The sequence below is a fragment of the Cupriavidus sp. D39 genome (assembly GCF_026627925.1).
In the GTDB taxonomy this organism is placed as follows: domain Bacteria; phylum Pseudomonadota; class Gammaproteobacteria; order Burkholderiales; family Burkholderiaceae; genus Cupriavidus; species Cupriavidus ulmosensis.
This window is the reverse complement of record NZ_JAPNLE010000009.1, coordinates 47,268-67,332: the sequence shown is the minus strand read 5'-3', so window position 1 is coordinate 67,332 and position 20,065 is coordinate 47,268. Positions and strand designations below refer to the sequence as shown.

Genomic DNA, 20,065 nt, shown 5'->3' with positions numbered 1-20,065 from the left:
GCGCCGCACACCCCATTCCCAGCCGGAAGAAAGGCAGCGTTACAGTTCGTTACCCCGGTATTGATTCCTAGCTATTTCTAAGTCAATCGCCAACTTAGACTATTAATAACAATAGAAACATAGGAGTCCAGCATGTGCAATCTCACTGCGATCATGCTCCTGAGCGCGACCACCCTTCTCACCTCTGGAGCCGCGCACGCGCGGGTTGATGTGGGCATCGGCATCGGCATACCCGGCCCCGTGTACGTGGCGCCCCAGCCTCCTGTCTACTACGAATCGCCGCCGGTCTACTACGAGCCTGCGCCGGTGTACGTGCAGCCGCGGCCGGTTATTGTTGCGCCTGGCTACTACGATGATTGGAGAGCACGCGCCTGGCAGCAGCAACAGTGGCGAGAAAGGCGCTGGCGCGAGCACGAGTGGCGCATGCATCATCGGAACGGACCGCGTTGGTCTGACGATGAAGATGACTGAGCTGGATCCCAGGCAAAACGCGCAGCTCTCAGCCTGACCTAATGCCGCGCCAGCCGGAGACTGCAAAGGCGCAGCGCACAAGATACCGAAGTTCACTCCGAGTCGACACCGGCGCGTCGCGTTCTACCCAATCGGGGGATGCGCACCTGGCCAGTCACTGTCACAGTCATGCCCAAGGTGCACTGCGAAGTCGCCCGCTATCACTTAAAGCCCCTGCTCTCCCCAGCCGGGGCTTTTTCTTTTGGATTGCAAGTAAAAGGAGGCCGGCATCGCGCAAACTCCACGGTGCCGGCGAGGCGGTTCAGACGGTAGCGGTACCGACACGCGCCTCGCGATTTTTACACCGTTTTTACGCCCTACCCGTCACCATCCCATCCCTGAATGCAGTCCCTCTGCATTTCCCGTTCGCACCTTGTGCCGCCGCCCCTGCCAGGGGCGGCTTTTTCTATCGGCATGCTGCCAGTGCCGCCCGGTAGCCTGATCTCATAACCAGCACGCAAAGCCAACGCAACCAGCGGGCGCGGAAGAACGCGAAGCCGCTAGCGGGCTTGGGCACCTTTGCCAGCGGCCCGTCCGATCTCTCGCAGCAGGCAAAGTTGTCCGTGCGCGACCTGTGCCAGGAAGGCGGGCGCGCGCACCGAGCAGCGCCACCCGCCCGATGTAGTCGTGCGTCCAAGCCTGCAGCCCGAACTTCTGCACGACGGCCGCACCGCCGGCCACACTGGAAACGACGGTAGAGATCACCCTTCCACCCACTGTCTTGGGCTTCGTGGAGTCATCATCACTGGGGTAGCGGTCCCCTCCAATGGGGGAATCAAATTGGAAGCGTCAAACATATACTTTGCTGCGACTGCACATTCGCGTTCGCCCAGACGATCTCCCCCCGGCACAACCTTCATCGGACAAACAAGTTTTGACGTCATCATGCTGATCAACCTGCTTGGCTTTCTCTTGTTCGAGGCGCTCTGGTTCTTCCCATTCAAGCGCGTGTTCAGAGCCGCGCATTTCCATCCGGCTTACGCCATCATCGCTCTGATCCCCATAGCTGGGCCACTTGCATGCATCTGGCTACTAGCGATGCGGCCATGGCCTCTGAAGGACAGATTGATTCGCCTTCCCTGACGTCAGCAAAGTCACCCACGCGAGGGCGGACAGCAAGAGCCGCCCGGGGGCGGCTTGTGGACTGCACTGCTCCGGCTACTCGCTGTTTACCTCTTGAACCGCTACTGGCTGTGCTGCAACCACAGCCGAACGGCTGGCGCCGGTCGGCGCTGGGGCGCCACAGACTAAGCGTTCGAAGTGCCGGCGTGGTGACCAACATTGCCCCACGACGGCCGCGCCCGCTGGCGACTCCGGAAAACGACGGTAGAGATCAGCCCCACCGCCCACTCTCGTAGGCTTTGTGGAGTCATCATCACTGCGAAGGCGGCCAGGCCGGATGCGTCGGCGGCAATCGCCGCTGGGCCGCCGAAGGCTTTGAAGGCAGCGGCTCCCGCCGCGCCGGCTGCGGCACCGCCGCCGATGGGTTCGGACATTTTTGACCCCGGAAATGAAGAAATCCGCACACGGCGGGCTTTGGCTTAGTTTAGGAACATCCGGTCATCAGACTCTTACAAATTAAATCTATTGCATATCAGATATTAATTTGATTTAATTCGCGCCGCGCAGCATCTGCTGTGCCCCATTTGCGCTTCTGCTTCTGCGCAAGACCGGCAGGATTTCCCGTCTCAGCCGGTCTTTTTTATGCCTCCACCCAATAGGGCGTGCCCGGCCCCGGCGTGATCACCATCCCAGCCGCCGTGACAGTTGTTGACAGTCCCACGCCCCGCACCCTGTTAGCCTTGATCATCGCATCGCGGCCCTCCGCTGGGCACGATGCGGCTTCCTGTCCCCGCCCGGCATTCCGTGCCTGGCGGGGCTTTTTGCTCTGGTGGGTGCGCGCGGGGCGGACTGGCGGTAGCTATGCCATCTCCGGGACTGGGATCGCAGCTGAGTCATGCTGTGCAAACGGTTCGGGCGTGGAACTACGTCCGGTTACCTGTCGTCGTTGACGTCAGCAAACTGTCATAAAGCGGGCCTAAGGTAAGAGTTCGCCCCCTCTGCATTTCCAATGCAGCAGGGATTTCTTGAACCACTTACCGGAGGCACACATGGCTGTCAGGCTCAGGTGCTGGTCCGAAGACGGCGAGGAAGTGATCGACGTTCCGCAGTCTCAACTAATCACGACGTTTGCACCACATACGACATTGCCACCACCGAAACAGGCGGTAGACCTCAAAGAAGAATCCATCAAGTGGACGATGCCAGACGACCCAGATCGCTTTGGCGATTTCGCGTAGCAGGTACGCCTAGCCCAAAGCAAAAAGCCCGCGAGGCGCGAACCTGGCGGGCTTCGAAAAAGCAAAAGCCCGCTGGCCGCCCTTCTTCGCCCTCTCCCCTTCGATCCGCAGCTTCAGCTTCGCGTTCTGGTCGCTGACCGTGTTGCAGTGCGCGCCGCACCGCTCGGCGATATCGGCCAGATTGACCTTCACCCCGAAGATCTTTTCGAGGATGGAGTGGCCGCACGCGGTAGTGCGAGAACGTGCCGGACATCTGCTGCATGGCGCGCTCGGTCAGCCAGACGATGGCGTCAGCTCATTCGGCGTTGAGCTTCTCGAGCGCATTTCGGTCTCGCGCTTCTCCGCCCAGGCCTGCGTCTCTGCTTTCGTGTCGAACATGTGGGAATCGCGTATGCCCTTCACCTTCACCTGCGAGCGCCAGCCTGATGCGGACTTCGTAAAGGGTGCCATTTCGTGGGGCCGAACGTGAGGCCACTATGGGGCCGGAGCGCCGATTACAAGTGAAATGGGATGGTGCAGAGTGCAGCGAGGTGATTGCTGCAATTCGCCTTTCAAGCCTTGTACGGCCTAGCAGAAGCGCCAACTCTGCCTGGTACCGGCTATTGGTGAGATTCCATCCTATGGACATCCAAAACTTGCGCTGCTGCCGCGGGGCCATGACATCGTCCATCGCACCATCCGTTTTCTAGGCATTTTTCAGGAAATGCGTCCATGCCTCTGTCGGATGGCTGGCCGTCGCTTACCGGCCACAGAGCGTCGTCGGTCCACACGATCACTCGGTCGTTTGGACGTCGGCTCTTGCCAAGTTTGCCGACGATGGCCAGCGATGCAACTCGCCACGGCGGTCGGCGCTACGCGCTGTGGGTGCAAATGGCAGTGAGGTAGTTGTGTTGGATGCCGGGAACACCGGGCTGATGAAGGACTGCTTCGATCGCTGCTATTACGCAGCACTTGAGCGTGTGAACAGCCATCCGTATGCGGCGATGATCTGTGTCGGCAGCCACGCGCAGAATCCGCTGCGTCAGGTCGAGCGCATGCCACCGGTTGGCGCTGCCTCAAAAGCGCCGAACACGGTGAGCATGAGCGGCATTCTTGATGTTGAATCTGTGAGATTTGATCAAGAACGATGAGGGAAGTGGGAGAGCTTCCCTCAGGGATCGTGCATGCACGCCCCTGAGAGAAGATGTCGCCTTTATTGTGTCCAGCAATGAAGGAGACCTCGTCAGTGTGCCATGCCCTGCTACAAACGCCAGCGTTCTTTAGCCTGTTGCGTCGGATCGACGAAGACCTCATGCAATCCGCCCAGGGCAATGGCTGCTGCCATTGTGGGCAGCCGCTTCACCGCGCCGACTATCCCCGTAAGCCGCGGGGGTGTCCGCAGGCGGCGCGCCAGGACTGCAACACGCGCCTGAGCCTATGCTGCGCCGGTTGCCGCAGACGCACGACACCGGACTCGGTGCGGTTCCTGGGCCGGCGTGTCTACCTGGCAATCATCACTATGCTGCGCTCGAGCCGCGTCCACGGTTCCAGCATGGAGGGCTTGGCGGATGTCAGTTGGGTCACGCTCAAGCGCTGGCGCGTCTGGTGGGCCGATACCTTCCCGGCCACGCCCGCCGGTCGCTGGCTGGGCGGCCGCTTGCCGCCCGCGTCGCAATCCGTTGCCTATCCCGAGCGGCTGCTGCAATCGGTCCAGGCTGACACCGACACAGATCGCTTCACCGCGGCGCTGCGCCTCTTGCTGCCGCCGGTCTAATCGCGCTGGCTGAGGGGCACCCCAGGTCGGTGGGCAATCCGCAGAACTTGTCGATGGCGAGTCACTTGGCCAGCCCGTAGCCTCCTTCCCATCATCCACACCCCGTTGGGAGGGTCATGTCACTATCCATCGATCATCGCAACCGATGGGCGCGCCTGCGCTTCTCGGTCATCGGGCCATTGTTGGCGTCACCGCCGGACAAGGGCGACCTCCAACAAGCTCTGCAGGCACTTGCCGCCAAGGTCTGGCGCCACCCGATCACCGGCGCCGACGTTCGCTTCGGCACGTCCACTATTGAGCGATGGTTTTCAGCGGAGCAAATTATTCGGCGGAGTGGATGCAACGCCTCAGCCGCAGGTTGCCGGTAATCAACGATATAGCATCGCCAAGCGGAGGTCTCGACTGCGCATAATATTTGATGTTCTTCTCATGGTGTCGATCCCCGACACCACGAAGGAGAACCACCATGCTAGCGACCTACTTCCCCCAGCCGGCCCGGTTGGCGCTGATCCAGCGAACTCCGGCCGCTCCCTATTTGGACGGCTTCATCGCAGACATGGCCCAAGCGGGCTATCAAGCGCCCACGATCCAATGCCATCTGCGGATAGCGGCTCATGTGAGCCACTGGCTACAGCATGGTGGACGACCGCTGACTGATCTCGATGCGAGTGCGATCGAACAGTTCGAGCAACATCTACCGGCCTGTCAATGCGCTGGATTTAGGCGCTCCCGCACCAACGGACATCATGCCGCGGGGGCAAGGCTGTTCTTGCAGCATCTTCAGAAGGCAGGGATCATTGCTACACCCGAGCCGCAGGCAATGTGCTTGCCTCCCTTGTTCGTGGGGTTTTGTCACTGGATGCAGCAGCATCGCGGAGCAAAGGACGCGACGCTCCGTGCGTATGGACGGATCATTCTGGATGCTTTGCGCACGCTCGGGGACGATCCGCAGCAATTCGACGCGGCCAAGCTGCGTGCTTTCGTTCTAGACCGAGCCCCTCGACAGGGCAGAAGCAAAGCCAAGCTGGTGGTGACGACGCTGCGGACCTTTGTCCGCTATCTCATTGCGCAAGGGCTTTGTCCGGTCGGTTTGGACGCAGCTATTCCTGTCATTGCGGGGTGGCGTCTCGGCGCGCTTCCCCGGTACTTACCCGCCGCCGATGTCGAGCGGGTGTTAGCTGCATGCAATCCGGCCACGGAGATCGGGGCCCGGGACCGCGCAGTTCTTCTACTTCTGTCACGGTTGGGTCTGCGAGCAGGGGATGTGTGCAATTTGCGCCTGCAGGATATCGATTGGGCGCAGGCTACCGTTCAGGTCATGGGCAAATCGCGTCGCACGGTTCAATTACCACTACCGCAGGAAGTAGGCGATGCCCTGCTTCATTATCTGGCCACGGCACATTACCCCGGTCGATCGGATTACGTGTTTCTGCGGATGCCGCCACCGGTGAATTGCGCTCTGAAGTCCTCCGGCATTTCCTGTATCGTCAAACGCGCGATTGAACGCGCGGGCGTGCATGCGCCTGCCCGTGGGGCACACGTATTGAGGAACTCCGCGGCTACATCGCTACTGGCGGACGGTGCCTCGCTGCAGAGCATTGGCGTACTGCTGCGCCATCGGTCGTTGGATACCACTACTTTGTATGCGAAGGTTGACTTCAAAGTCCTGCGCCAGCTAGCTCGGCCATGGCCGGAGGTCTCGCCATGCTAACGCTAGTCATCGACGACTATCTGGCCCTTCGGCGCGCAGCAGGGTTCCAACTGCGGGTTCAGGAAGTTCATCTGCGCAACTTCGCTCGCTTTGCCGCTGAACGTGGGGAGACTCACGTGCGCGCTCAAAGTGCGCTCGACTGGGCTGCCTTGGCGCCGTCCGCTAGCCAACGCGGTCACCGTCTTGACGTGGTTCGTATTTTCGCGCGCTACGCCAGCGTGGAGGATGCACAACACGAAGTTCCTCCTACAGGGGTATTTTCCAGTCAGCGCCCCCGTATCGGCCCTTCATCTTTACGGCCGATCAGATTCGTCAATTGCTGGAGTACGCCGCCCAACTGCCACCGGCCGGTTCATTGAGGCCGTGGACCTATTGCACGTTGTTTTCCCTGCTGGCCATCACCGGGATGCGGATTTCCGAGGCGTTGGCGTTGCACTTCGAAGACGTCACTGCGGAGGGTCTACTGATCCGCGCGACCAAGTTCCATAAGAGTCGCGTCATTCCTCTTCATCCGAGCGCGCAGGCGGGGCTCGAGCGTTACCTGCTACGACGCCAACACTTCGGCGGCGCAGACGATCACCTTTTCATTTCGCTGCGCTATAGGCAACTGAGCTACCCCATCGTTGTGGCAACCTTCTTGGAAGCGGTACGCGCGATGGGATTGCATCCCGGTCCAGGTCAACGCGGTCCGCGACTCCACGACCTTCGTCACAGTTGGGCCGTCGCGGCATTGGAAGCCTGCCCGTATGGGCTCGACCGCGTCAGCCAACACGTGCTAGCGGTGTCGACCTACCTGGGCCATGCAAAACTCGCCAGTACCTATATCTACCTGCACACCACTCCGCAACTACTTGCTGATATTGCAGCTCGATGCGAGCACCTTACCGAAGGAGTCGCGCCATGACCACTCTCGCCACGCATGTCAGCGTCTTTTTGCGCGAACGTTTGCCATTGGAATCTCGAGCCAGCGAACGCACCTGCGAAACCTATGCGCTTGGATTGCGATTGCTCTTTGAATACATCGCCCAGGACCTGCATGTGCGACCCTCGGCGCTTCGGCTCGAAGAGATCAATGCGCCACGAGTGCAGGCGTTTCTGGAACACCTGGAAACGCAACGGCACAACGGTCCCGCGACCCGCAACGTACGCCTCGCGGCAATCCACACCTTTATGCGTTTTATTGAGTACCGCGAGCCGTCCGCATTTGAGCAAGTCCAGCGGATTCGAGCAATCCCGATGAAGCGGACCGACACACGGCTGGTCAATTACCTCACCCGCGACGAGATGCAAGCCGTACTTGATGCGCCAGCACCAAGTACGCGCGATGGCGTTCGCGATCGCGCGATGTTGTATGTGGCCTATTCAGCGGGCTTACGTGTCTCTGAGTTAGTCGGTTTGCGTCTGGAGAACTTGTGCTTTAGTCCCCAACTCAATATTCACGTGGTCGGCAAAGGACGCCGCGAACGCGCATTGCCTTTATGGCGAGAGACAGCGACCGCTTTGCGTGCCTGGTTGGCCTTGCGTCCCTCGGGGAGATCGCCGGAGGTCTTTCTCAATGCACGCGGGGCAGCGATGACTCGATCCGGGTTCGAGTACATCCTGGAGAAACATGTTCAGACTGCGGCCCTGCATTGTCCAAGTCTTTTGACGAAGCGCATATCTCCGCATTGTCTTCGACACTCGTGCGCCCTTTTGATCCTGCAATCGACGGGTGACATCCGTAAAGTGGCATTGTGGTTGGGCCATGCCAGTACACAAACAACAGAGATGTATCTGCGGGCGGATACCACGACTCTGCTCGAGGTCATGAATGCCACGCCTCAGCCATCACTTCGCAAGGGGCATTTTCGCCCACCAGATCAACTCATTGCCCTTCTGAACGGCCGAGGGTGAGGGATATTCTTATGCGGAGTGGAGAACGGCTTTTGATTGGTAATTTCCCAACTCGACGCCGTCCCACTCCGCCGAATAATTTGCTCCGCTGAAAACCATTTAGGGGCAGCAGCCCCTAAATGGTTTTACCGGGCTCGCCACGCCCACGATCCCGTCGCCCAGCTCAAGAATCGCCTACGCGATGACCACGGCCACTTCCCCAGCATGATCGCGGCCATCACCGATGTGCTGGTAGCGCAGTACCGCGCCCATCCCGGCTGGACTATGCAGTTGCACCACGACAACCTGGTGGCCGCGCTCAAGGGAACGCCAGTCGCGTTGCCGTCCTACACCACGATCTGCCGGTACCTCAAGGCTCACGGCCTCATCCGCCAGAAGACTCCGCGCTCCGCCACCCCCGGCGCCATCGCTGCGGCCGGCCGGCGCGAACAGCGGGAGGTGCGCAGCTATGAGGTCGATCACGTGGCCGCGCTCTGGCACCTGGACTTCCATCATGGTTCGCGCAAGGTCCTCACGCCCGACGGCCAATGGCACAAGCCGTTGCTGCTGTGTGTCATGGACGATCATTCCCGGCTCGTCTGCCACCTGCAGTGGTTCCTCGACGAAACGACCGCGTCCCTCGTGCACGGCGTCTCGCAGGCCTTCATGAAGCGTGGCCTGCCCAGAGCCATCATGACCGACAACGGTGCCGCCATGCTGGCTGACGAGTTTGCTGAGGGACTCGCTTGTCTGGGCATTCTGCACCAGACTACTTTGCCATATTCGCCATATCAGAATGCGAAGCAGGAGAGCTTCTGGGCTCAGGTCGAGTCCAGACTAATGGCCATGCTCGAGGGCGAAGCCCATCTGACGCTGGAGATGTTGAATCTGGCCGCCCAGGCCTGGGTCGAGCAGGAATACCACCGCAAACCGCATTCCGAACTCGGCGCGGCGCCTCTCGAGCGCTACCTGTCTTGCGCCGACGTGTCGCGGACTTGCCCTGAGTCGCTGGCGTTGCGCCGGGCCTTCCGGATCCAGGAGCACCGCCGTCAGCGCCGCTCCGACGGCACCTTCACCCTCAACGCCGTGCGCTTCGAGGTGCCATCCGCCTATCGGCATCTGGAGCAGGTCTGCCTGCGCTATGCGCGCTGGGATCTATCTCAAGTAGAACTGGTCGATGCGCGCACCGGCAATCCGCTAGTTGCCGTCTTCCCGCTGGATAAGTCTGCCAATGCCGATGGGCTGCGTGGACGGGTGCAGGTCACTGCGGCCGCCGAAGTTCCCCCGACCGGCATCGCGCCGCTGATGCGGCAGTTGCTCGCCGAACACGCCGCCACCGGCTTGCCTCCCGCCTATCTCCCCCGACGCTGCCTGCGAAGCCATGATGCAACCCAATCTGCTGGCCCTTTACGGCCTGAAGTTCAACCCCTTTGCCCAGGACATCCCCGTCGAAGCGGTCTTCGTGAACCCCAGACTCGATCACTTCTGCTGGCGTATCGAGCACGGCTTGGCACGCGAAGGCGGCTTTGCCATGGTGCATGGCGACCCAGGTTCCGGCAAGAGCATCGCCTTGCGCCTGCTCCATCAGCGTCTGACCCGGCTGCCCGATCTGATGGTTGGCTCGATTACCCATCCGCAGAGCAGCCTGTCCGACTTCTACCGAGAGCTTAGCGACATCTTTGCGGTGCCGATCAAGCCGCAGAACCGCTGGGGCGGCTTCAAGGCCCTGCGCGAACGCTGGCTGGCCCATCTGGAGGCCAGCCGCCGTCGCTGCGTGCTGCTGATCGACGAAGCCCAGGAGATGAGCGCGCCGGTCCTGTCGGAGTTACGCCTGCTGGCGTCTGCTCGCTTCGACTCACAGGCGCTGCTGTGTGTGGTGCTCGCCGGCGATGCCCGCCTGCCCGACAAGTTCACCCGCGACGATCTGATCCCCTTGGGCAGCCGGATCCGCGCGCGTCTGGCGATGGAGACCGCCACCGTGGACGAACTGCAGGCCTGCCTCAGCCACCTGCTCGCCAGTGCCGGCAATGCCAGCCTCATGACCGAACCGCTGCGCCAGACCTTGTGCGAACACGCCGCCGGCAACCATCGCATCCTGATGAACCTGGCCGGCGAACTGCTGGCCCAGGCCGCGCAGCGCGAACTGCCGCAGATCGACGAGAAGCTCTATCTCGAAACCTATACCGCAACCCAGACCCGACGCGGCAAACGTTGAGATTCCAATGACAGACCAAGCCTTCCTGCCCTTGCTCGGGCCAATCCTACCCGAGCTGACCGATGCGGACGCCGCAGCGATCCTCGACTATCTCCACGAACTCGTGATGCTCGTCGAATCCCATTACCTCGTGCAAATCCGGCGCCATGCCCAGTCGCAACTCCAACTCGACGAGGAACTCCGCGCCGAAAACGCCGGCGTGAACACGTCCATCGCCAATCCACCCCATCGCGATCAACAGCCGTGATGGCCATCACCGAGCCGCTTCACGCGGCTCGCACCATCCCCATCATTTACCTTGATCGCCTCTCCATCAAATCTCGTGCTTACGCTCACACGGTATCGGGGAACTCAAGCGCGACGAGATGGTGCGCCACAAGTCGGAAGTCGAGCTTGCAGAGCCGTGTAGACCCGTGAGCATCCTCAAGTCAACACGGCTGGCCGATTGGCGAAACACTAGCCGATATGGGTAGCCAACACCCTACGCGCCGTCGACTTGTAGAACGATCTTGCCAATGTTGTCGCCACTTTCCAGATGGGAATGCGCCTCGGCTGCGTCACGCAGTGGAAACACGCGGTTGACCAGCGGTCGCACGCGCCCATCCGCAACCAATGGCCACAGTGTCGCCTCGATCTCGCGAGCGATCTCGGCCTTCTGCTCAAGGGTCCGGTGACGAAGCGTGGTACCGGTGATGTAGGCACGCTTCATCATTACGGTTCCAATGTCCACCGTGAGCTCTCGGCCCATTGGGTGGGCAATGTAGACCATACGACCGTCGCGCGCAATGGCCGCCAGGTTCCTCGCGAAGTAAGGCGCGCCCACCATATCCAGAATGACGTCGACACCCCGACCGTCGGTATGCTCGTAGACCAGTCGCTCATAGTCTTGCTCGCGGTAATTGATCGCGACGTCGGCGCCCAAGGACCGGCACACATTGCACTTCTCGGCACTGCCGGCGGTTGCGAATATCTTAGCGCCCAGGTGCTTGGCCCACTGCAAGGCCAATGATCCCACGCCGCTGGTTCCCCCATGAACGAGCAGGTTTTCACCAGCTTTCAGGCGGCCATGTTCGATCAGTGCGCTCCAAGCGGTGAATGCGGCCTCCGGCAATGCTGCCGCCAGTACCATGTCAATCCCGCCCGGAATCGGCATGCACTGACCTCCCGGAACAGCAACGTACTCCGCATAGCCGCCGCCGATGAGCAGGGCGCAGACTCGATCGCCGACCTTCCAGTGCGTCACGCCGTCACCCAGAGCCGACACGGTGCCAGCCACCTCAAGACCTGGCACGCTCGGTGCGTCGGGAGGCATCGGATAGATCCCGGCGCGCTGCATGACGTCCGGCCTGTTAACGCCGGCCGCCTGCACGCGAATCAGCACCTCACCCGCTGCGGGCTTGGGCTCCGGGCGCTCCTGGACACTGAGGACTTCGGGGCCACCGTGGCGGGGGACATCGACAACAATCATGGTATCTCCTTTGTCATTATTCATTGCGAAGGCCTGCGCTCTGCACCGCCTTGGTGTATGTGGCGTGGTCCTTGCGGATGGTTTCGAGCAGTTGCTCCGGGGTACTTCCTACAACGTCGAAGCCCAGGTCAGTGAGTCTGCGCTTTAGGCCCTGCTCTTTAAGCACCTCATTCAGTTCGGTGCTCAGCCGATTAACAACAGCCGCCGGCGTGCCGACTGGCGCGAACACGCCAACCCAGCCGTCCAGCGCCAGGCCGGGCACCACGCTCTGGGCCGTGGGCACGTTCGGGAACTGCGGTGGTGCCTGCTCGCCTGCTGCTGCGATGACCTTCAGCGTTCCCGCCTGCACATGCTGCTGGACATTCGCCACCACATCGAACATGAAGCTGACCCGCCCACTGATCACGTCGAACAACGCTGCTGTCGAGCCTTTGTACGGGATGTGGTTGATATCGACCCCGGCAGTCGTCGTCAACATCTGCCCTGCCAGATGGGGCGCGGATCCGTTGCCATAAGACGCATAGCTGTACTTGCCTGGATTGGCTTTCGCCTGCGCGATCAACTGTTGCAGCGACTGGATACCGCTACTGGGCGCAGTGACGATGACAAAGCGGGCGATTGCCAATTGGGCCACGGGGCGCAGATCCTTGATCGGATCGAAGCTCAGTTTGTAAAGGCTTGGGTTGATGGCAATGGTGGCCGGGACGCCAATCACCAGGGTATGACCATCGGCCGCAGATCTTGCAACCTCTTGAGTTGCCAAGACCCCGTTGGCTCCCGGTTTGTTCTCGATGATAACGGGTTGCTTCAGGCGCTTGCCAAGCGGCTCGGCCACTGCTCTCGCGATCAGGTCGACTCCCCTCCGGCTGTATAGGGAACGAGAATCCGTATTGGCCTGCTCGGATAGGGCTCTGCCGAGGCTATGCTAGCCCTCAGGAGCCACACTGCTCCGGCCACAGCCGCGGCAAGGTGTCTGCGGGAAAACTGCATACTTGTGTCTCCGTGATGACATGTAGAATAGAAGCGCGAGGCTCCAGCCCCGAGAGCTTGAGATCACAGGTGGTCAAGCAGCCAGTCACACAGCAGGCTCAGCGCCGGCTCCGGCCGATCTAGCTGCACGTGAGCCGCTCCGCCTTCGGTACGCGTGAATACACGCATCGTCTTCTTCGTACTGCCGATCGCATCGAACAGCTTCTGAGCGTCGCTCAGGGGAGTCTGCTTGTCGTCTTCCCCATGCACAATCAAGATGTCGCAACGGATGTCTTGCGCAGCCTCGCGCAGGTGAAACGACTCCAGTGCGCGTAATGCCTCGTCGAAACTGTTCACCCCGAGGATGTGCAGAATGTGATCGCCCGTCGTGCCTAGCGCGGCCTTGACGTCAAGCGAAACGGGCTTCCCAGGTTGCACCTGGAAGCGGCGCAGCCAAACGCTGTGATAGTCGTACACGGCGCCCCAGGCGACGCAGGCCTTGAAGCGTTTCTCGTAAGCAGCGGCGCGCGGCGCGTAGTAGCCGCCCATGCTGGCTGCCACGATACCGATGCGCTCCGAGTCGACATCAGAGCGGCTCACAAGGTAGTCCACTGCCGCTCCTGCCGCCACCTCCGAGTCATGCCGCGCTTTCAGGCCGGACAGCCGGAGAGTTGCACCCTGCCCAGGATGATCGATGGCCAGTGTCGAGATGCCGCGTTGCGACAAGGCCAATGCCACATACACCATCTCTTCCTTCGTGCCGTCCAGACCGTCGGAGAGCAAGACCGCCGGCCGTGGGCCGTCACCGGTTGCCGCCGGAACGAAGTAGCCGTGCAGCACTTTGCCTTCGAACGGAATCTCGATGATCTCGATCTGGGGGGCGAAGCGTACAGCCCCTAGTGCAAACGCTTCCAGGTGCTTCGCGAAGGTCGACTTGGCTCGCGGGTCATTCGGCTTCAAGAACGCTTCTGCCCATTGATAATAGAGCGCCGCGCGCATGTAGTGATCGCGTGCAGTGACCTTGTGCCCTGCGCTGGCAGCTTCGCTGGCGATGCCTTCGAGCTGCCGAGCGAGCTTGAGCCAGGCATGGTGCCAAGCCTCGTTATCGCCGTGTCCGTCCGGGCCGGAGGCCTCACGCAGCGGCTCGCAAGCCCAATGGAGTTCTCCCAAGTGCCCACCGCTGACCAGGGCGCGGTTGACGGCCAAGGACCACATGTAATTGCCGGGAAAGTACTGAAACATGATGACGTCCTCCAAATGTTGGTCAGCCTGAGACGGACACAAAGCGCCCCACGCGCTGGCGGATGGCACCGAACAGGCTTGTCCCCTCGGGAGCAAAAAGCTCGAGATAGACGTCATCGCCGAAACGCAGGCATGGTGTGCGCGCCTGTCCTTGCTCGATCTGTTCATAGGCTCGGAGCTCGGCGATGCAGCCGCATCCGCGACGGCGGTCGAGGTTGGCGATGGCGCCCAGCCCGAGTACCGTGCCGGCCCCCAGATCCCGCGTGCGCGCCGCGTGCGCAATCAGGTCGTCGTAACCGAACATCGCGTCGATGCCTGGGTCCAGCTCGCCGATGCGTTCACCGCGGACTTCGCAGACATAGCGCCCGGATAACAGACGTCCGTCCCACAACGGGCCTGCCTCATCGGGGGTGATGAACACAGGCCCCATCGTGCGCGCCGGCTTGCCCTGCATGAAGCCGAAGCCTCGGCCGATTTCGTCAGGAATCACCCCGCGCAAGGACGTGTCGTTGAGCAACCCCAGCAGCAGGATCGCGCTGCGAGCCGATGCTGAACGGGTTCCTTGGGGAACGTTTCCGGTCACCGCGACAACCTCAGCTTCGAAGTCAATGCCGTAGCCTTCATCCTGCGCATGCAGGATGGGCTCAGTTGGGGCCAGGAAGCGGTCAGAGTTTCCCTGATAGAGAAGCGGCGTGGTCTCGAACCCCGCCGGCATGATGGCGCCTCTGGCCTTCCGGACTGTCGCCATATGTGACGGATAGACGCTGCCATCGAGGAACTGGTATGCGCGCGGCAGCGGCGCAGCGACGGCGGTCGGATCGAAGTGCCATGCATCCGGACAGTCCGACGCATTGAGCCGCTCATATACGCGCTGCAGACCGGGCAAGACCTGAGTCCAGCGGTCCAGAGCAGCTTGCATTGTGGCCGCGATCGTTGGCACCGCGCTGGCTGTGCGCATGTCCCGGCTGACCACGACTAGCTGGCCGTCGGGAGTGCCATTGTTGAGACTAGCAAGTTTCATGGGTGCGTCGATGTCGTTGTGTGGGCGAAGCAACTATAGAGATCGACGACCAATTGGCGCTAACCGTGGGCTCCGGAAACAGATCAAATCGTCCGACCGATTGCGGGGCGCGCAATTCCGGACGATTGGGTAACTCGCCGGACAAAGCCGTTATCGCCCGCGCGCCGAACATTTCTAGACTGCAGTGCACATATCCCGAGTCCAAAGGGGCTTGGACATCGGCTACTCGAGTGCCAGTGGCGAGGCGATGCTGGAACGCATCCAGAGACAAATTGCGCGCTGGGGGCAGGTTGCCGCCAGCACCGGCAACAATGCCAATGGATCCTTCACTAACCATCCCCCCGGAGACCAACGATGCTCTGCAAAAAACTTCATCATGCTGCCTACCGCTGCGTGGACGCACGAGCGACGGTTGATTTCTACACCCAAGTCCTGGGCTTGAAGTTCTCACATGCAATGGGCGAGGACCATGTGCCATCCACTGGCGCTTACAGCCCTCATATCCACATCTTTTTCGAGATGGAGGACGGTAGCTGCATCGCCTTCTTCGAATGCCCCAACGACCCGGGGGACGTCAAAGATCGCACATCGCCAGACTGGATCCAGCACTTCGCGTTCCAGGTTGAGAGCACCGACGTGCTGATGGCGGCAAAAACTCGCTTCGAGACGCTCGGACTCGAGGTGATAGGGCCCACGGATCACGATGGCTTCATCACGTCGATCTACTTCTTTGACCCTTCCGGCCATCGTCTGGAACTCACGACAAACACTTGCGCTCCCGAGCGCCTTAAAGAGTTCGAGGCCGAGGCACCTAACGTGCTCGCCTTGTGGGAGCAGACGCACGACTGGTCCCAGCGCGAAAAGCTGTTTGGCGCGAAGACCGGTTATGCGCGCAATCGTGCATCGAATGAATCTACTCGCTGATCACCCCGCGCTTGAACTCGCCGGGTGGAACGCCCATGTGCTGAGCGAAGAAACGTGCGAAGTGGCTGGGCGCAGCGAAACCCAATTCGTCTGAAACCTCGGCAACGCTCTCCTTCGTTTCGGCGAGCAATCGGGTGGCCACCGCCATGCGAGCCCAATCCATGAATTGCTGCGGCGACGCACCGACGCATGCTTTGAATTGCTCAAAGAAGCGCGAGCGAGAAAGACCCACCTGAGCGGCGATATCGTCCAGGTTGGGGTTCTGCTTTGCCTGGTCCTTGATCAGCACCGCTGCCCGCGAGATTCGAGCGTCCATCGGTCGGTCGCGTCGATGGAAGTTGGTGCGCATGTCGGATGCGGCATAGGTATCAGTGACGGCGATCGCCAGTTCACCCACGAGTCCCTCGTGCATGGCTTCGCCAAACAGCGCACCGGAATTCATTGATGCCGACAGTCGGAAAACGATACTCTGAATATCAGCGGTGAGCGCCACGCAAGGTTCGCCGAATAGCCGAACCAACGGCAGAGGACCCAGTTTCAGCAGTTCGCCCAGCCATGCGGGATGGAGCAGGACCGTGAACACCGTGGTGGGCCCTGCCTCGCTCGCCAGCTTTGCATGGGGCATCCAGGGATTGATGACGATGGCAGACGCATCAGTCAACTGACACGTCTTGCGCCCTACGCGAAATCCGGTGTCCGAGCCGCCGAGCTTGAACACGAAGTTGAATTCGTTGTGTGCATGCTCAACCAGCGCCCTCGGCGTCGTGTGAGTGCCAATGCGACCAAACGCGCCTTGCACAGCCACAGAACGCGCTGTGTCTTTCATCTCTGCCCCTCCTTCGCGCGGACTTGAAGTCCGGACAATCCGGTAAGCCAGCGGACGGCAGGGATAGCGGTGCCAGTGGGTTGCCCCTACCCTGCTCCTCATCCTCTTGCGCGGACAAACCCATGCTGAAGACTACCTTGAATGCCCTCGTGCTCGGCCACGGCCCGATCCGTGTCATTGGTTTGCACGGCTGGTTCGGCAACGCCCAGGCGTGGAAGCCTCTGGCCGACTTGCTCGATAGCAGCCGCTACACGATAGCTTACCTCGACTATCGGGGTTATGGCGCTCGCATCGACGTTCCGGGCGAATGGACGATGTATGAAATCGCCCAGGATGCGCTGCAGCTGGCCAACGAGCTCGGATGGGACCGCTTTCACCTGATGGGCCACTCAATGGGCGGCATGGCGATCCAGCGTGTGATGGTTGAGGCACCGCACCGGGTCGGCCGGCTATTCGCCATCACGCCTGTTCCCGCAAGCGGCATGCCGCTTGACGAAGCGACCTGGTCGCTGTTTTCCGCGGCGGCAGAGGATGAAGCTGCGCGACGCGCGATCATCGACAGCTCCACGGGAGGACGCTTGCCAAAGCATTGGGTGGCGGGGATGGCCATGCGCTCCATGAAGCTGTCCGACAAGAGGGCATTTGCTGCTTACCTGGTTGCCTGGGCAAAAACCAACTTCGTCGAGCGCGTGTCTGAGTCGTCCACTCCCTTGCATATCGTCGTCGGGGAGCACGACCCCGCCTTGACGCTCGAGCGGATGGAAGCCACCACGCTTCGCTGGTTCAAGAACGCATCCATCGAGGTCATGCCGAACGCAGGGCACTATCCGATGGACGAAACGCCAGTGGCGCTCGCCAGTTCGATTGAGCGCTTTCTTTCAATGGAAATATGAACTTCGACTAATGAGGCGTAGTTTCGTGGGTTTTTGTGCGGCTTTCCCGACACGGAAGCCGGGGGCGTGCAGAAGCCTAGAAACCCTTGTGGGGCTTAGGTTTGCGGCCTACTTTGGTGTGGATTTGGATAGTGCGGAAAGAGACTTTGGTGCGAGGGAGGGGCACGCATAGTCATTACAAATCAATCGCTTATGTAGCTTATGGGGGCTACATGGGGGCAAACACCACTCGATCCTCGAATGCCCTTCCAAGACTCGAATAGCCGCCACCCAAGTGTACCGTGGGCGAGAAACGGCGCGTCGCGGAGAAGGCGCGGCGGGTGTTGCCGCTCACACCGTTGCCAGGAGATGAGGATGTGCACTAACTATGCCCCGGTGCAGCGCCAGCTGCTGCGCGACGTCTTTGGCGTCGAGCCGCCGCCCCTGGACTATCCGCCCGAACTCATGGCTGCAGAGCCGGCGCCGCTGATCCTCGGAGAGAGGGGCGTCGCCTGAGCCGACGCCAGTAATCACAAGGCGCCGGCCAGCCTTCGCATGGCCATCCGAGTGCCAAAAACTGGGGACCGCGTAAACCCGCCGAAAGAGTTATGTTTTCCCGGGCCTAAATTTACTAAATTACGTGCGGGTCAACGCGGATCGACCCAATTTCCCTTCAGCACCCGCGTCCACCCGGCAGCGGGTGCCTTTTACTACCGTCGTTTGCCGCAAGCCTTGTTCTCCAGATCCATCAGCCCCCGCACCGCCGTGCGCTCATTGGCACGCCGCCACCGCCGCCTTCAGCCTGACCTCATACCCGGCCCGCAGCGCCAGCTCAACCAGCGCGGCGCGGAAGAACTCGAAGTCGCTGGCCGTATCCGGCACCTTCGCCAGCGGCCAGTCCGGCTCGGGGATCTCCGCCGTCTTGCATGGCACGGCCACCGGCACCCTCACCTCCACCGGCTTCTCGATCACCTGCGGCGCGGCGGCGCAGCCTGCGAGACTACAAAGCGCGGCGCAAATTATTCCAAAAATATTCCACGGATTATTCCCGGCAGCCGTCTCATAGCTTCCCCCGCTCAGTCGTGAAGGTCTTCCGCAGCCCGTGCAGCGATGCGCACTGGTCCGAGCCCGGCACCTGCGCCTGGATCTTGCCGGCCAGCAGCGTGTACTTGGACTGGGCGGCCTGCGCTTCGGCGTCGGCCTTTGCCGCGGCATAGGCCCGGATCTTGGCCTGCGCCTGCAGGTCGGCCACCGCATCGTTCTGGGTCTTCAGTGATCCGGCCAGCGCCTGGTTGTCGCCCTTGGCCTTGACCAGGTCGCTCCGCACTTGCGCCAGATCCGCGCGCGCCGTATCCCGCTCGCCGCGATAGACCCAGACCGAACCGCCGGCCAGCGCCAGCACCACCAGCACCGCGGCGAAGAAGATCCGTTCGGGCGTGGCGAAGACGGCTTTGATGGCCGCCCCGATAGCGTCAAGAATCAGCATGGTGGATCACCTCCGTGGGCGTGAATTGGTAGCCTTCCCGGGCGTACTTCTGGGCGATCCAGAGCGGGAACGGCATGTCGTGAATGCCCTCGTCCTTGCCGGTATGGTGGGCCTTGCAGAGCAGCAGGCCGTTGACCGTCATGTCGTCCACGAAGGTGTACGGGTCGGCCGCGTCGAAGTGGTCCCAGTCAAACGCGGCGGCGTGCGGGCCCAGAGCGCCGTCACGCGCGAAGGCGGCCACGCTGGCCCAGTCGATCATGTTGGCCAGCGAGCGCTCGATGGGATGGTGGTGTGCCTCGAGCGGGTGGCCGCTCTCTTCCGCCGTCTCGCCGCAGATGAAGCAGCGCCCGCCCTCGCGCTCGATCAGCGCCTTCTTGGAGTGCAGGAACAGGGGCGTGGTGGTGCGCGCCTCGTGCCCGGGCAGCAGCACGTCGACGGACAGCGTCTCTTTCTCTTCGTGGGTCTGGGTCACAGTCATTGCGCCGGCCTCCAGCTGACGGAGCCTTCCGGCGTAAATTCGAAAGCGATACCCAGATGCTTCTCAATGGTCGCCCGGTCCTCCGGGGTGGCATCCTGCAGATGCACCATGTAGAACTTCCCGTAGGTCGTCGGCGCTGCGGGCTTGCCGGCCTCGTGCCAGGAGAACGTCGGCTCCCCAGTGCTCTGGCTGAACTGGCCGGTCGGCACACGCACCCATTTGCCCGCGTCGATTTCCGCCTGCGGGGATGGCTGCAGCTGCAACGCGATTCGAGCATCCCCGCATGGGGATTGGGGATGCTCTCGAAGTACGCCTTGTGCGGCCAACCATATTTCCGGTCTGCAAAGTGCCCGGTCGCGCCGGCGCGGATGGCGGTGGCCACGTCGGCCGGGTGCATCGATCCGCAGTAGCCGCAGGC

The 20,065-nt window shown here is 61.5% G+C and carries 25 protein-coding genes and 3 pseudogenes; 16 read left to right on the top strand and 12 right to left on the bottom strand.

Going from position 1 to position 20,065, the window contains the following annotated elements; translation table 11 throughout:
* Nucleotides 1–132: 132 nt before the first annotated feature.
* Nucleotides 133–471, top strand: a complete 339-nt coding sequence (locus OMK73_RS11865) for a hypothetical protein (protein WP_267602246.1) — start codon at nucleotides 133–135, stop codon at nucleotides 469–471.
* 924 nt (nucleotides 472–1,395) lie between these two features.
* Nucleotides 1,396–1,593, top strand: a complete 198-nt coding sequence (locus OMK73_RS11860; RefSeq protein WP_267602245.1) for a hypothetical protein — start codon at nucleotides 1,396–1,398, stop codon at nucleotides 1,591–1,593.
* Nucleotides 1,594–1,757: 164 nt separating this feature from the next.
* Here OMK73_RS11860 and OMK73_RS11855 read toward each other — a convergent pair whose 3' ends face one another.
* Nucleotides 1,758–2,006 (bottom strand): hypothetical protein, encoded by a 249-nt coding sequence (locus OMK73_RS11855; protein WP_267602244.1) that lies wholly within the window; start codon nucleotides 2,004–2,006, stop codon nucleotides 1,758–1,760.
* A gap of 615 nt (nucleotides 2,007–2,621) precedes the next feature.
* Here OMK73_RS11855 and OMK73_RS11850 point away from each other — a divergent pair.
* Nucleotides 2,622–2,810, top strand: a complete 189-nt coding sequence (locus OMK73_RS11850) for a hypothetical protein (protein ID WP_267602243.1) — start codon at nucleotides 2,622–2,624, stop codon at nucleotides 2,808–2,810.
* 9 nt (nucleotides 2,811–2,819) lie between these two features.
* On the opposite strand, the gene OMK73_RS11845 is transcribed toward OMK73_RS11850, so the two are convergent.
* Nucleotides 2,820–3,002, bottom strand: coding sequence for a hypothetical protein (locus OMK73_RS11845; RefSeq protein WP_267602242.1), 183 nt, complete (start codon nucleotides 3,000–3,002; stop codon nucleotides 2,820–2,822).
* Here OMK73_RS11845 and OMK73_RS11840 point away from each other — a divergent pair.
* The 5 genes and pseudogenes from OMK73_RS11840 (at nucleotide 2,992) to OMK73_RS11820 (ending at nucleotide 6,274) form a co-directional block, all read left to right on the top strand.
* Nucleotides 2,992–3,279, top strand: a complete 288-nt coding sequence (locus tag OMK73_RS11840) for a hypothetical protein (RefSeq protein ID WP_267602241.1) — start codon at nucleotides 2,992–2,994, stop codon at nucleotides 3,277–3,279. The two genes, OMK73_RS11845 and OMK73_RS11840, sit on opposite strands and share 11 nt — an antisense overlap.
* 427 nt (nucleotides 3,280–3,706) lie before the next feature.
* Nucleotides 3,707–3,885, top strand: a pseudogene (locus OMK73_RS11835) (flavodoxin family protein); the annotation flags it as partial.
* A 216-nt stretch (nucleotides 3,886–4,101) separates the two neighbouring features.
* Complete coding sequence (locus tag OMK73_RS11830) at nucleotides 4,102–4,563, top strand: transposase (RefSeq protein ID WP_267602239.1); 462 nt, start codon at nucleotides 4,102–4,104, stop codon at nucleotides 4,561–4,563.
* A 116-nt stretch (nucleotides 4,564–4,679) separates the two neighbouring features.
* Nucleotides 4,680–4,877, top strand: a pseudogene (locus OMK73_RS11825) (IS481 family transposase); the annotation flags it as partial.
* Nucleotides 4,878–5,029: 152 nt separating this feature from the next.
* The gene (locus tag OMK73_RS11820) at nucleotides 5,030–6,274 is read left to right on the top strand and encodes a tyrosine-type recombinase/integrase (RefSeq protein ID WP_267602238.1); all 1,245 of its coding nucleotides are present in this window, start codon (nucleotides 5,030–5,032) and stop codon (nucleotides 6,272–6,274) included.
* Nucleotides 6,275–6,276: 2 nt separating this feature from the next.
* Here the strand turns inward: OMK73_RS11820 and OMK73_RS11815 are convergent, their stop codons facing one another.
* The gene (locus OMK73_RS11815) at nucleotides 6,277–6,510 is read right to left on the bottom strand and encodes a hypothetical protein (RefSeq protein ID WP_267602237.1); all 234 of its coding nucleotides are present in this window, start codon (nucleotides 6,508–6,510) and stop codon (nucleotides 6,277–6,279) included.
* Between the two features lie 20 nt (nucleotides 6,511–6,530).
* On the opposite strand from OMK73_RS11815, the gene OMK73_RS11810 reads away from it, so the two are divergent.
* From OMK73_RS11810 to OMK73_RS11790, 5 genes and pseudogenes are all read left to right on the top strand, one after another.
* Nucleotides 6,531–7,178, top strand: a complete 648-nt coding sequence (locus OMK73_RS11810; protein ID WP_324291806.1) for a tyrosine-type recombinase/integrase — start codon at nucleotides 6,531–6,533, stop codon at nucleotides 7,176–7,178.
* Nucleotides 7,175–8,167, top strand: a complete 993-nt coding sequence (locus tag OMK73_RS11805) for a tyrosine-type recombinase/integrase (protein WP_267602236.1) — start codon at nucleotides 7,175–7,177, stop codon at nucleotides 8,165–8,167. The genes OMK73_RS11810 and OMK73_RS11805 overlap by 4 nt, the downstream gene beginning before the upstream one ends.
* Nucleotides 8,168–8,284: 117 nt before the next feature.
* Nucleotides 8,285–9,508 (top strand): annotated as a pseudogene (locus OMK73_RS11800) (DDE-type integrase/transposase/recombinase); the annotation flags it as partial.
* A gap of 19 nt (nucleotides 9,509–9,527) precedes the next feature.
* A complete protein-coding gene (locus OMK73_RS11795; protein WP_324291721.1) occupies nucleotides 9,528–10,361 on the top strand; it encodes an ATP-binding protein in 834 nt (277 codons plus the stop codon).
* A gap of 7 nt (nucleotides 10,362–10,368) precedes the next feature.
* A complete protein-coding gene (locus OMK73_RS11790) occupies nucleotides 10,369–10,608 on the top strand; it encodes a hypothetical protein (RefSeq protein WP_267602234.1) in 240 nt (79 codons plus the stop codon).
* Between the two features lie 234 nt (nucleotides 10,609–10,842).
* Here the strand turns inward: OMK73_RS11790 and OMK73_RS11785 are convergent, their stop codons facing one another.
* From OMK73_RS11785 to OMK73_RS11770, 4 genes are all read right to left on the bottom strand, one after another.
* Nucleotides 10,843–11,829 (bottom strand): NAD(P)H-quinone oxidoreductase, encoded by a 987-nt coding sequence (locus OMK73_RS11785; protein ID WP_267602233.1) that lies wholly within the window; start codon nucleotides 11,827–11,829, stop codon nucleotides 10,843–10,845.
* A gap of 16 nt (nucleotides 11,830–11,845) precedes the next feature.
* Nucleotides 11,846–12,664: a Bug family tripartite tricarboxylate transporter substrate binding protein gene (locus tag OMK73_RS11780; protein ID WP_267602232.1), complete on the bottom strand. Its 819-nt coding sequence runs from the start codon at nucleotides 12,662–12,664 to the stop codon at nucleotides 11,846–11,848.
* 218 nt (nucleotides 12,665–12,882) lie between these two features.
* On the bottom strand, nucleotides 12,883–14,040 hold the full coding sequence (locus tag OMK73_RS11775; RefSeq protein ID WP_267602231.1) for an alpha/beta hydrolase family protein: 1,158 nt from the start codon (nucleotides 14,038–14,040) through the stop codon (nucleotides 12,883–12,885).
* A gap of 22 nt (nucleotides 14,041–14,062) precedes the next feature.
* Nucleotides 14,063–15,061, bottom strand: coding sequence for a fumarylacetoacetate hydrolase family protein (locus OMK73_RS11770; RefSeq protein ID WP_267602230.1), 999 nt, complete (start codon nucleotides 15,059–15,061; stop codon nucleotides 14,063–14,065).
* 354 nt (nucleotides 15,062–15,415) lie between these two features.
* Here OMK73_RS11770 and OMK73_RS11765 point away from each other — a divergent pair, with 354 nt between their 5' ends.
* The gene (locus OMK73_RS11765) at nucleotides 15,416–15,985 is read left to right on the top strand and encodes a VOC family protein (RefSeq protein ID WP_267602229.1); all 570 of its coding nucleotides are present in this window, start codon (nucleotides 15,416–15,418) and stop codon (nucleotides 15,983–15,985) included.
* Here OMK73_RS11765 and OMK73_RS11760 read toward each other — a convergent pair.
* A complete protein-coding gene (locus tag OMK73_RS11760) occupies nucleotides 15,975–16,811 on the bottom strand; it encodes a helix-turn-helix domain-containing protein (protein WP_267602228.1) in 837 nt (278 codons plus the stop codon). The genes OMK73_RS11765 and OMK73_RS11760 overlap by 11 nt on opposite strands.
* A 122-nt stretch (nucleotides 16,812–16,933) precedes the next feature.
* Here OMK73_RS11760 and OMK73_RS11755 point away from each other — a divergent pair, with 122 nt between their 5' ends.
* Together OMK73_RS11755 and OMK73_RS11750 are read left to right on the top strand one after the other, a co-directional pair.
* Nucleotides 16,934–17,704 carry an alpha/beta fold hydrolase gene (locus OMK73_RS11755; protein ID WP_267602227.1) on the top strand — a complete coding sequence of 257 codons (771 nt, stop codon included), beginning with the start codon at nucleotides 16,934–16,936 and terminating at the stop codon, nucleotides 17,702–17,704.
* Nucleotides 17,705–18,058: 354 nt separating this feature from the next.
* Nucleotides 18,059–18,199, top strand: a complete 141-nt coding sequence (locus OMK73_RS11750; protein ID WP_267602226.1) for a hypothetical protein — start codon at nucleotides 18,059–18,061, stop codon at nucleotides 18,197–18,199.
* A 255-nt stretch (nucleotides 18,200–18,454) separates the two neighbouring features.
* Here the strand turns inward: OMK73_RS11750 and OMK73_RS11745 are convergent, their stop codons facing one another.
* From OMK73_RS11745 to OMK73_RS11730, 4 genes are all read right to left on the bottom strand, one after another.
* A complete protein-coding gene (locus tag OMK73_RS11745; RefSeq protein ID WP_267602225.1) occupies nucleotides 18,455–18,640 on the bottom strand; it encodes a hypothetical protein in 186 nt (61 codons plus the stop codon).
* A 103-nt stretch (nucleotides 18,641–18,743) separates the two neighbouring features.
* Nucleotides 18,744–19,169, bottom strand: a complete 426-nt coding sequence (locus OMK73_RS11740; RefSeq protein ID WP_267602224.1) for a hypothetical protein — start codon at nucleotides 19,167–19,169, stop codon at nucleotides 18,744–18,746.
* The gene (locus OMK73_RS11735) at nucleotides 19,156–19,647 is read right to left on the bottom strand and encodes a hypothetical protein (RefSeq protein ID WP_267602223.1); all 492 of its coding nucleotides are present in this window, start codon (nucleotides 19,645–19,647) and stop codon (nucleotides 19,156–19,158) included. The genes OMK73_RS11740 and OMK73_RS11735 overlap by 14 nt, the downstream gene beginning before the upstream one ends.
* Nucleotides 19,644–19,973 carry a hypothetical protein gene (locus tag OMK73_RS11730; RefSeq protein WP_267602222.1) on the bottom strand — a complete coding sequence of 110 codons (330 nt, stop codon included), beginning with the start codon at nucleotides 19,971–19,973 and terminating at the stop codon, nucleotides 19,644–19,646. Before OMK73_RS11730 ends, OMK73_RS11735 begins: the two co-directional genes overlap by 4 nt.
* Nucleotides 19,974–20,065: the final 92 nt, after the last annotated feature.

What these genes read in the sequence shown, in the direction of transcription:
- OMK73_RS11865 (WP_267602246.1), top strand. Translation starts at nt 133, where the DNA reads ATGTGCAATCTCACTGCGATCATGCTCCTGAGCGCGACCACCCTTCTC.
- OMK73_RS11860 (WP_267602245.1), top strand. Translation starts at nt 1,396, where the DNA reads ATGCTGATCAACCTGCTTGGCTTTCTCTTGTTCGAGGCGCTCTGGTTC.
- OMK73_RS11855 (WP_267602244.1), bottom strand. Translation starts at nt 2,006, where the DNA reads ATGTCCGAACCCATCGGCGGCGGTGCCGCAGCCGGCGCGGCGGGAGCC.
- OMK73_RS11850 (WP_267602243.1), top strand. Translation starts at nt 2,622, where the DNA reads ATGGCTGTCAGGCTCAGGTGCTGGTCCGAAGACGGCGAGGAAGTGATC.
- OMK73_RS11830 (WP_267602239.1), top strand. Translation starts at nt 4,102, where the DNA reads ATGCAATCCGCCCAGGGCAATGGCTGCTGCCATTGTGGGCAGCCGCTT.
- OMK73_RS11820 (WP_267602238.1), top strand. Translation starts at nt 5,030, where the DNA reads ATGCTAGCGACCTACTTCCCCCAGCCGGCCCGGTTGGCGCTGATCCAG.
- OMK73_RS11805 (WP_267602236.1), top strand. Translation starts at nt 7,175, where the DNA reads ATGACCACTCTCGCCACGCATGTCAGCGTCTTTTTGCGCGAACGTTTG.
- OMK73_RS11795 (WP_324291721.1), top strand. Translation starts at nt 9,528, where the DNA reads ATGATGCAACCCAATCTGCTGGCCCTTTACGGCCTGAAGTTCAACCCC.
- OMK73_RS11790 (WP_267602234.1), top strand. Translation starts at nt 10,369, where the DNA reads ATGACAGACCAAGCCTTCCTGCCCTTGCTCGGGCCAATCCTACCCGAG.
- OMK73_RS11785 (WP_267602233.1), bottom strand. Translation starts at nt 11,829, where the DNA reads ATGATTGTTGTCGATGTCCCCCGCCACGGTGGCCCCGAAGTCCTCAGT.
- OMK73_RS11775 (WP_267602231.1), bottom strand. Translation starts at nt 14,040, where the DNA reads ATGTTTCAGTACTTTCCCGGCAATTACATGTGGTCCTTGGCCGTCAAC.
- OMK73_RS11770 (WP_267602230.1), bottom strand. Translation starts at nt 15,061, where the DNA reads ATGAAACTTGCTAGTCTCAACAATGGCACTCCCGACGGCCAGCTAGTC.
- OMK73_RS11765 (WP_267602229.1), top strand. Translation starts at nt 15,416, where the DNA reads ATGCTCTGCAAAAAACTTCATCATGCTGCCTACCGCTGCGTGGACGCA.
- OMK73_RS11760 (WP_267602228.1), bottom strand. Translation starts at nt 16,811, where the DNA reads ATGAAAGACACAGCGCGTTCTGTGGCTGTGCAAGGCGCGTTTGGTCGC.
- OMK73_RS11755 (WP_267602227.1), top strand. Translation starts at nt 16,934, where the DNA reads ATGCTGAAGACTACCTTGAATGCCCTCGTGCTCGGCCACGGCCCGATC.
- OMK73_RS11750 (WP_267602226.1), top strand. Translation starts at nt 18,059, where the DNA reads ATGTGCACTAACTATGCCCCGGTGCAGCGCCAGCTGCTGCGCGACGTC.
- OMK73_RS11740 (WP_267602224.1), bottom strand. Translation starts at nt 19,169, where the DNA reads ATGCTGATTCTTGACGCTATCGGGGCGGCCATCAAAGCCGTCTTCGCC.
- OMK73_RS11735 (WP_267602223.1), bottom strand. Translation starts at nt 19,647, where the DNA reads ATGACTGTGACCCAGACCCACGAAGAGAAAGAGACGCTGTCCGTCGAC.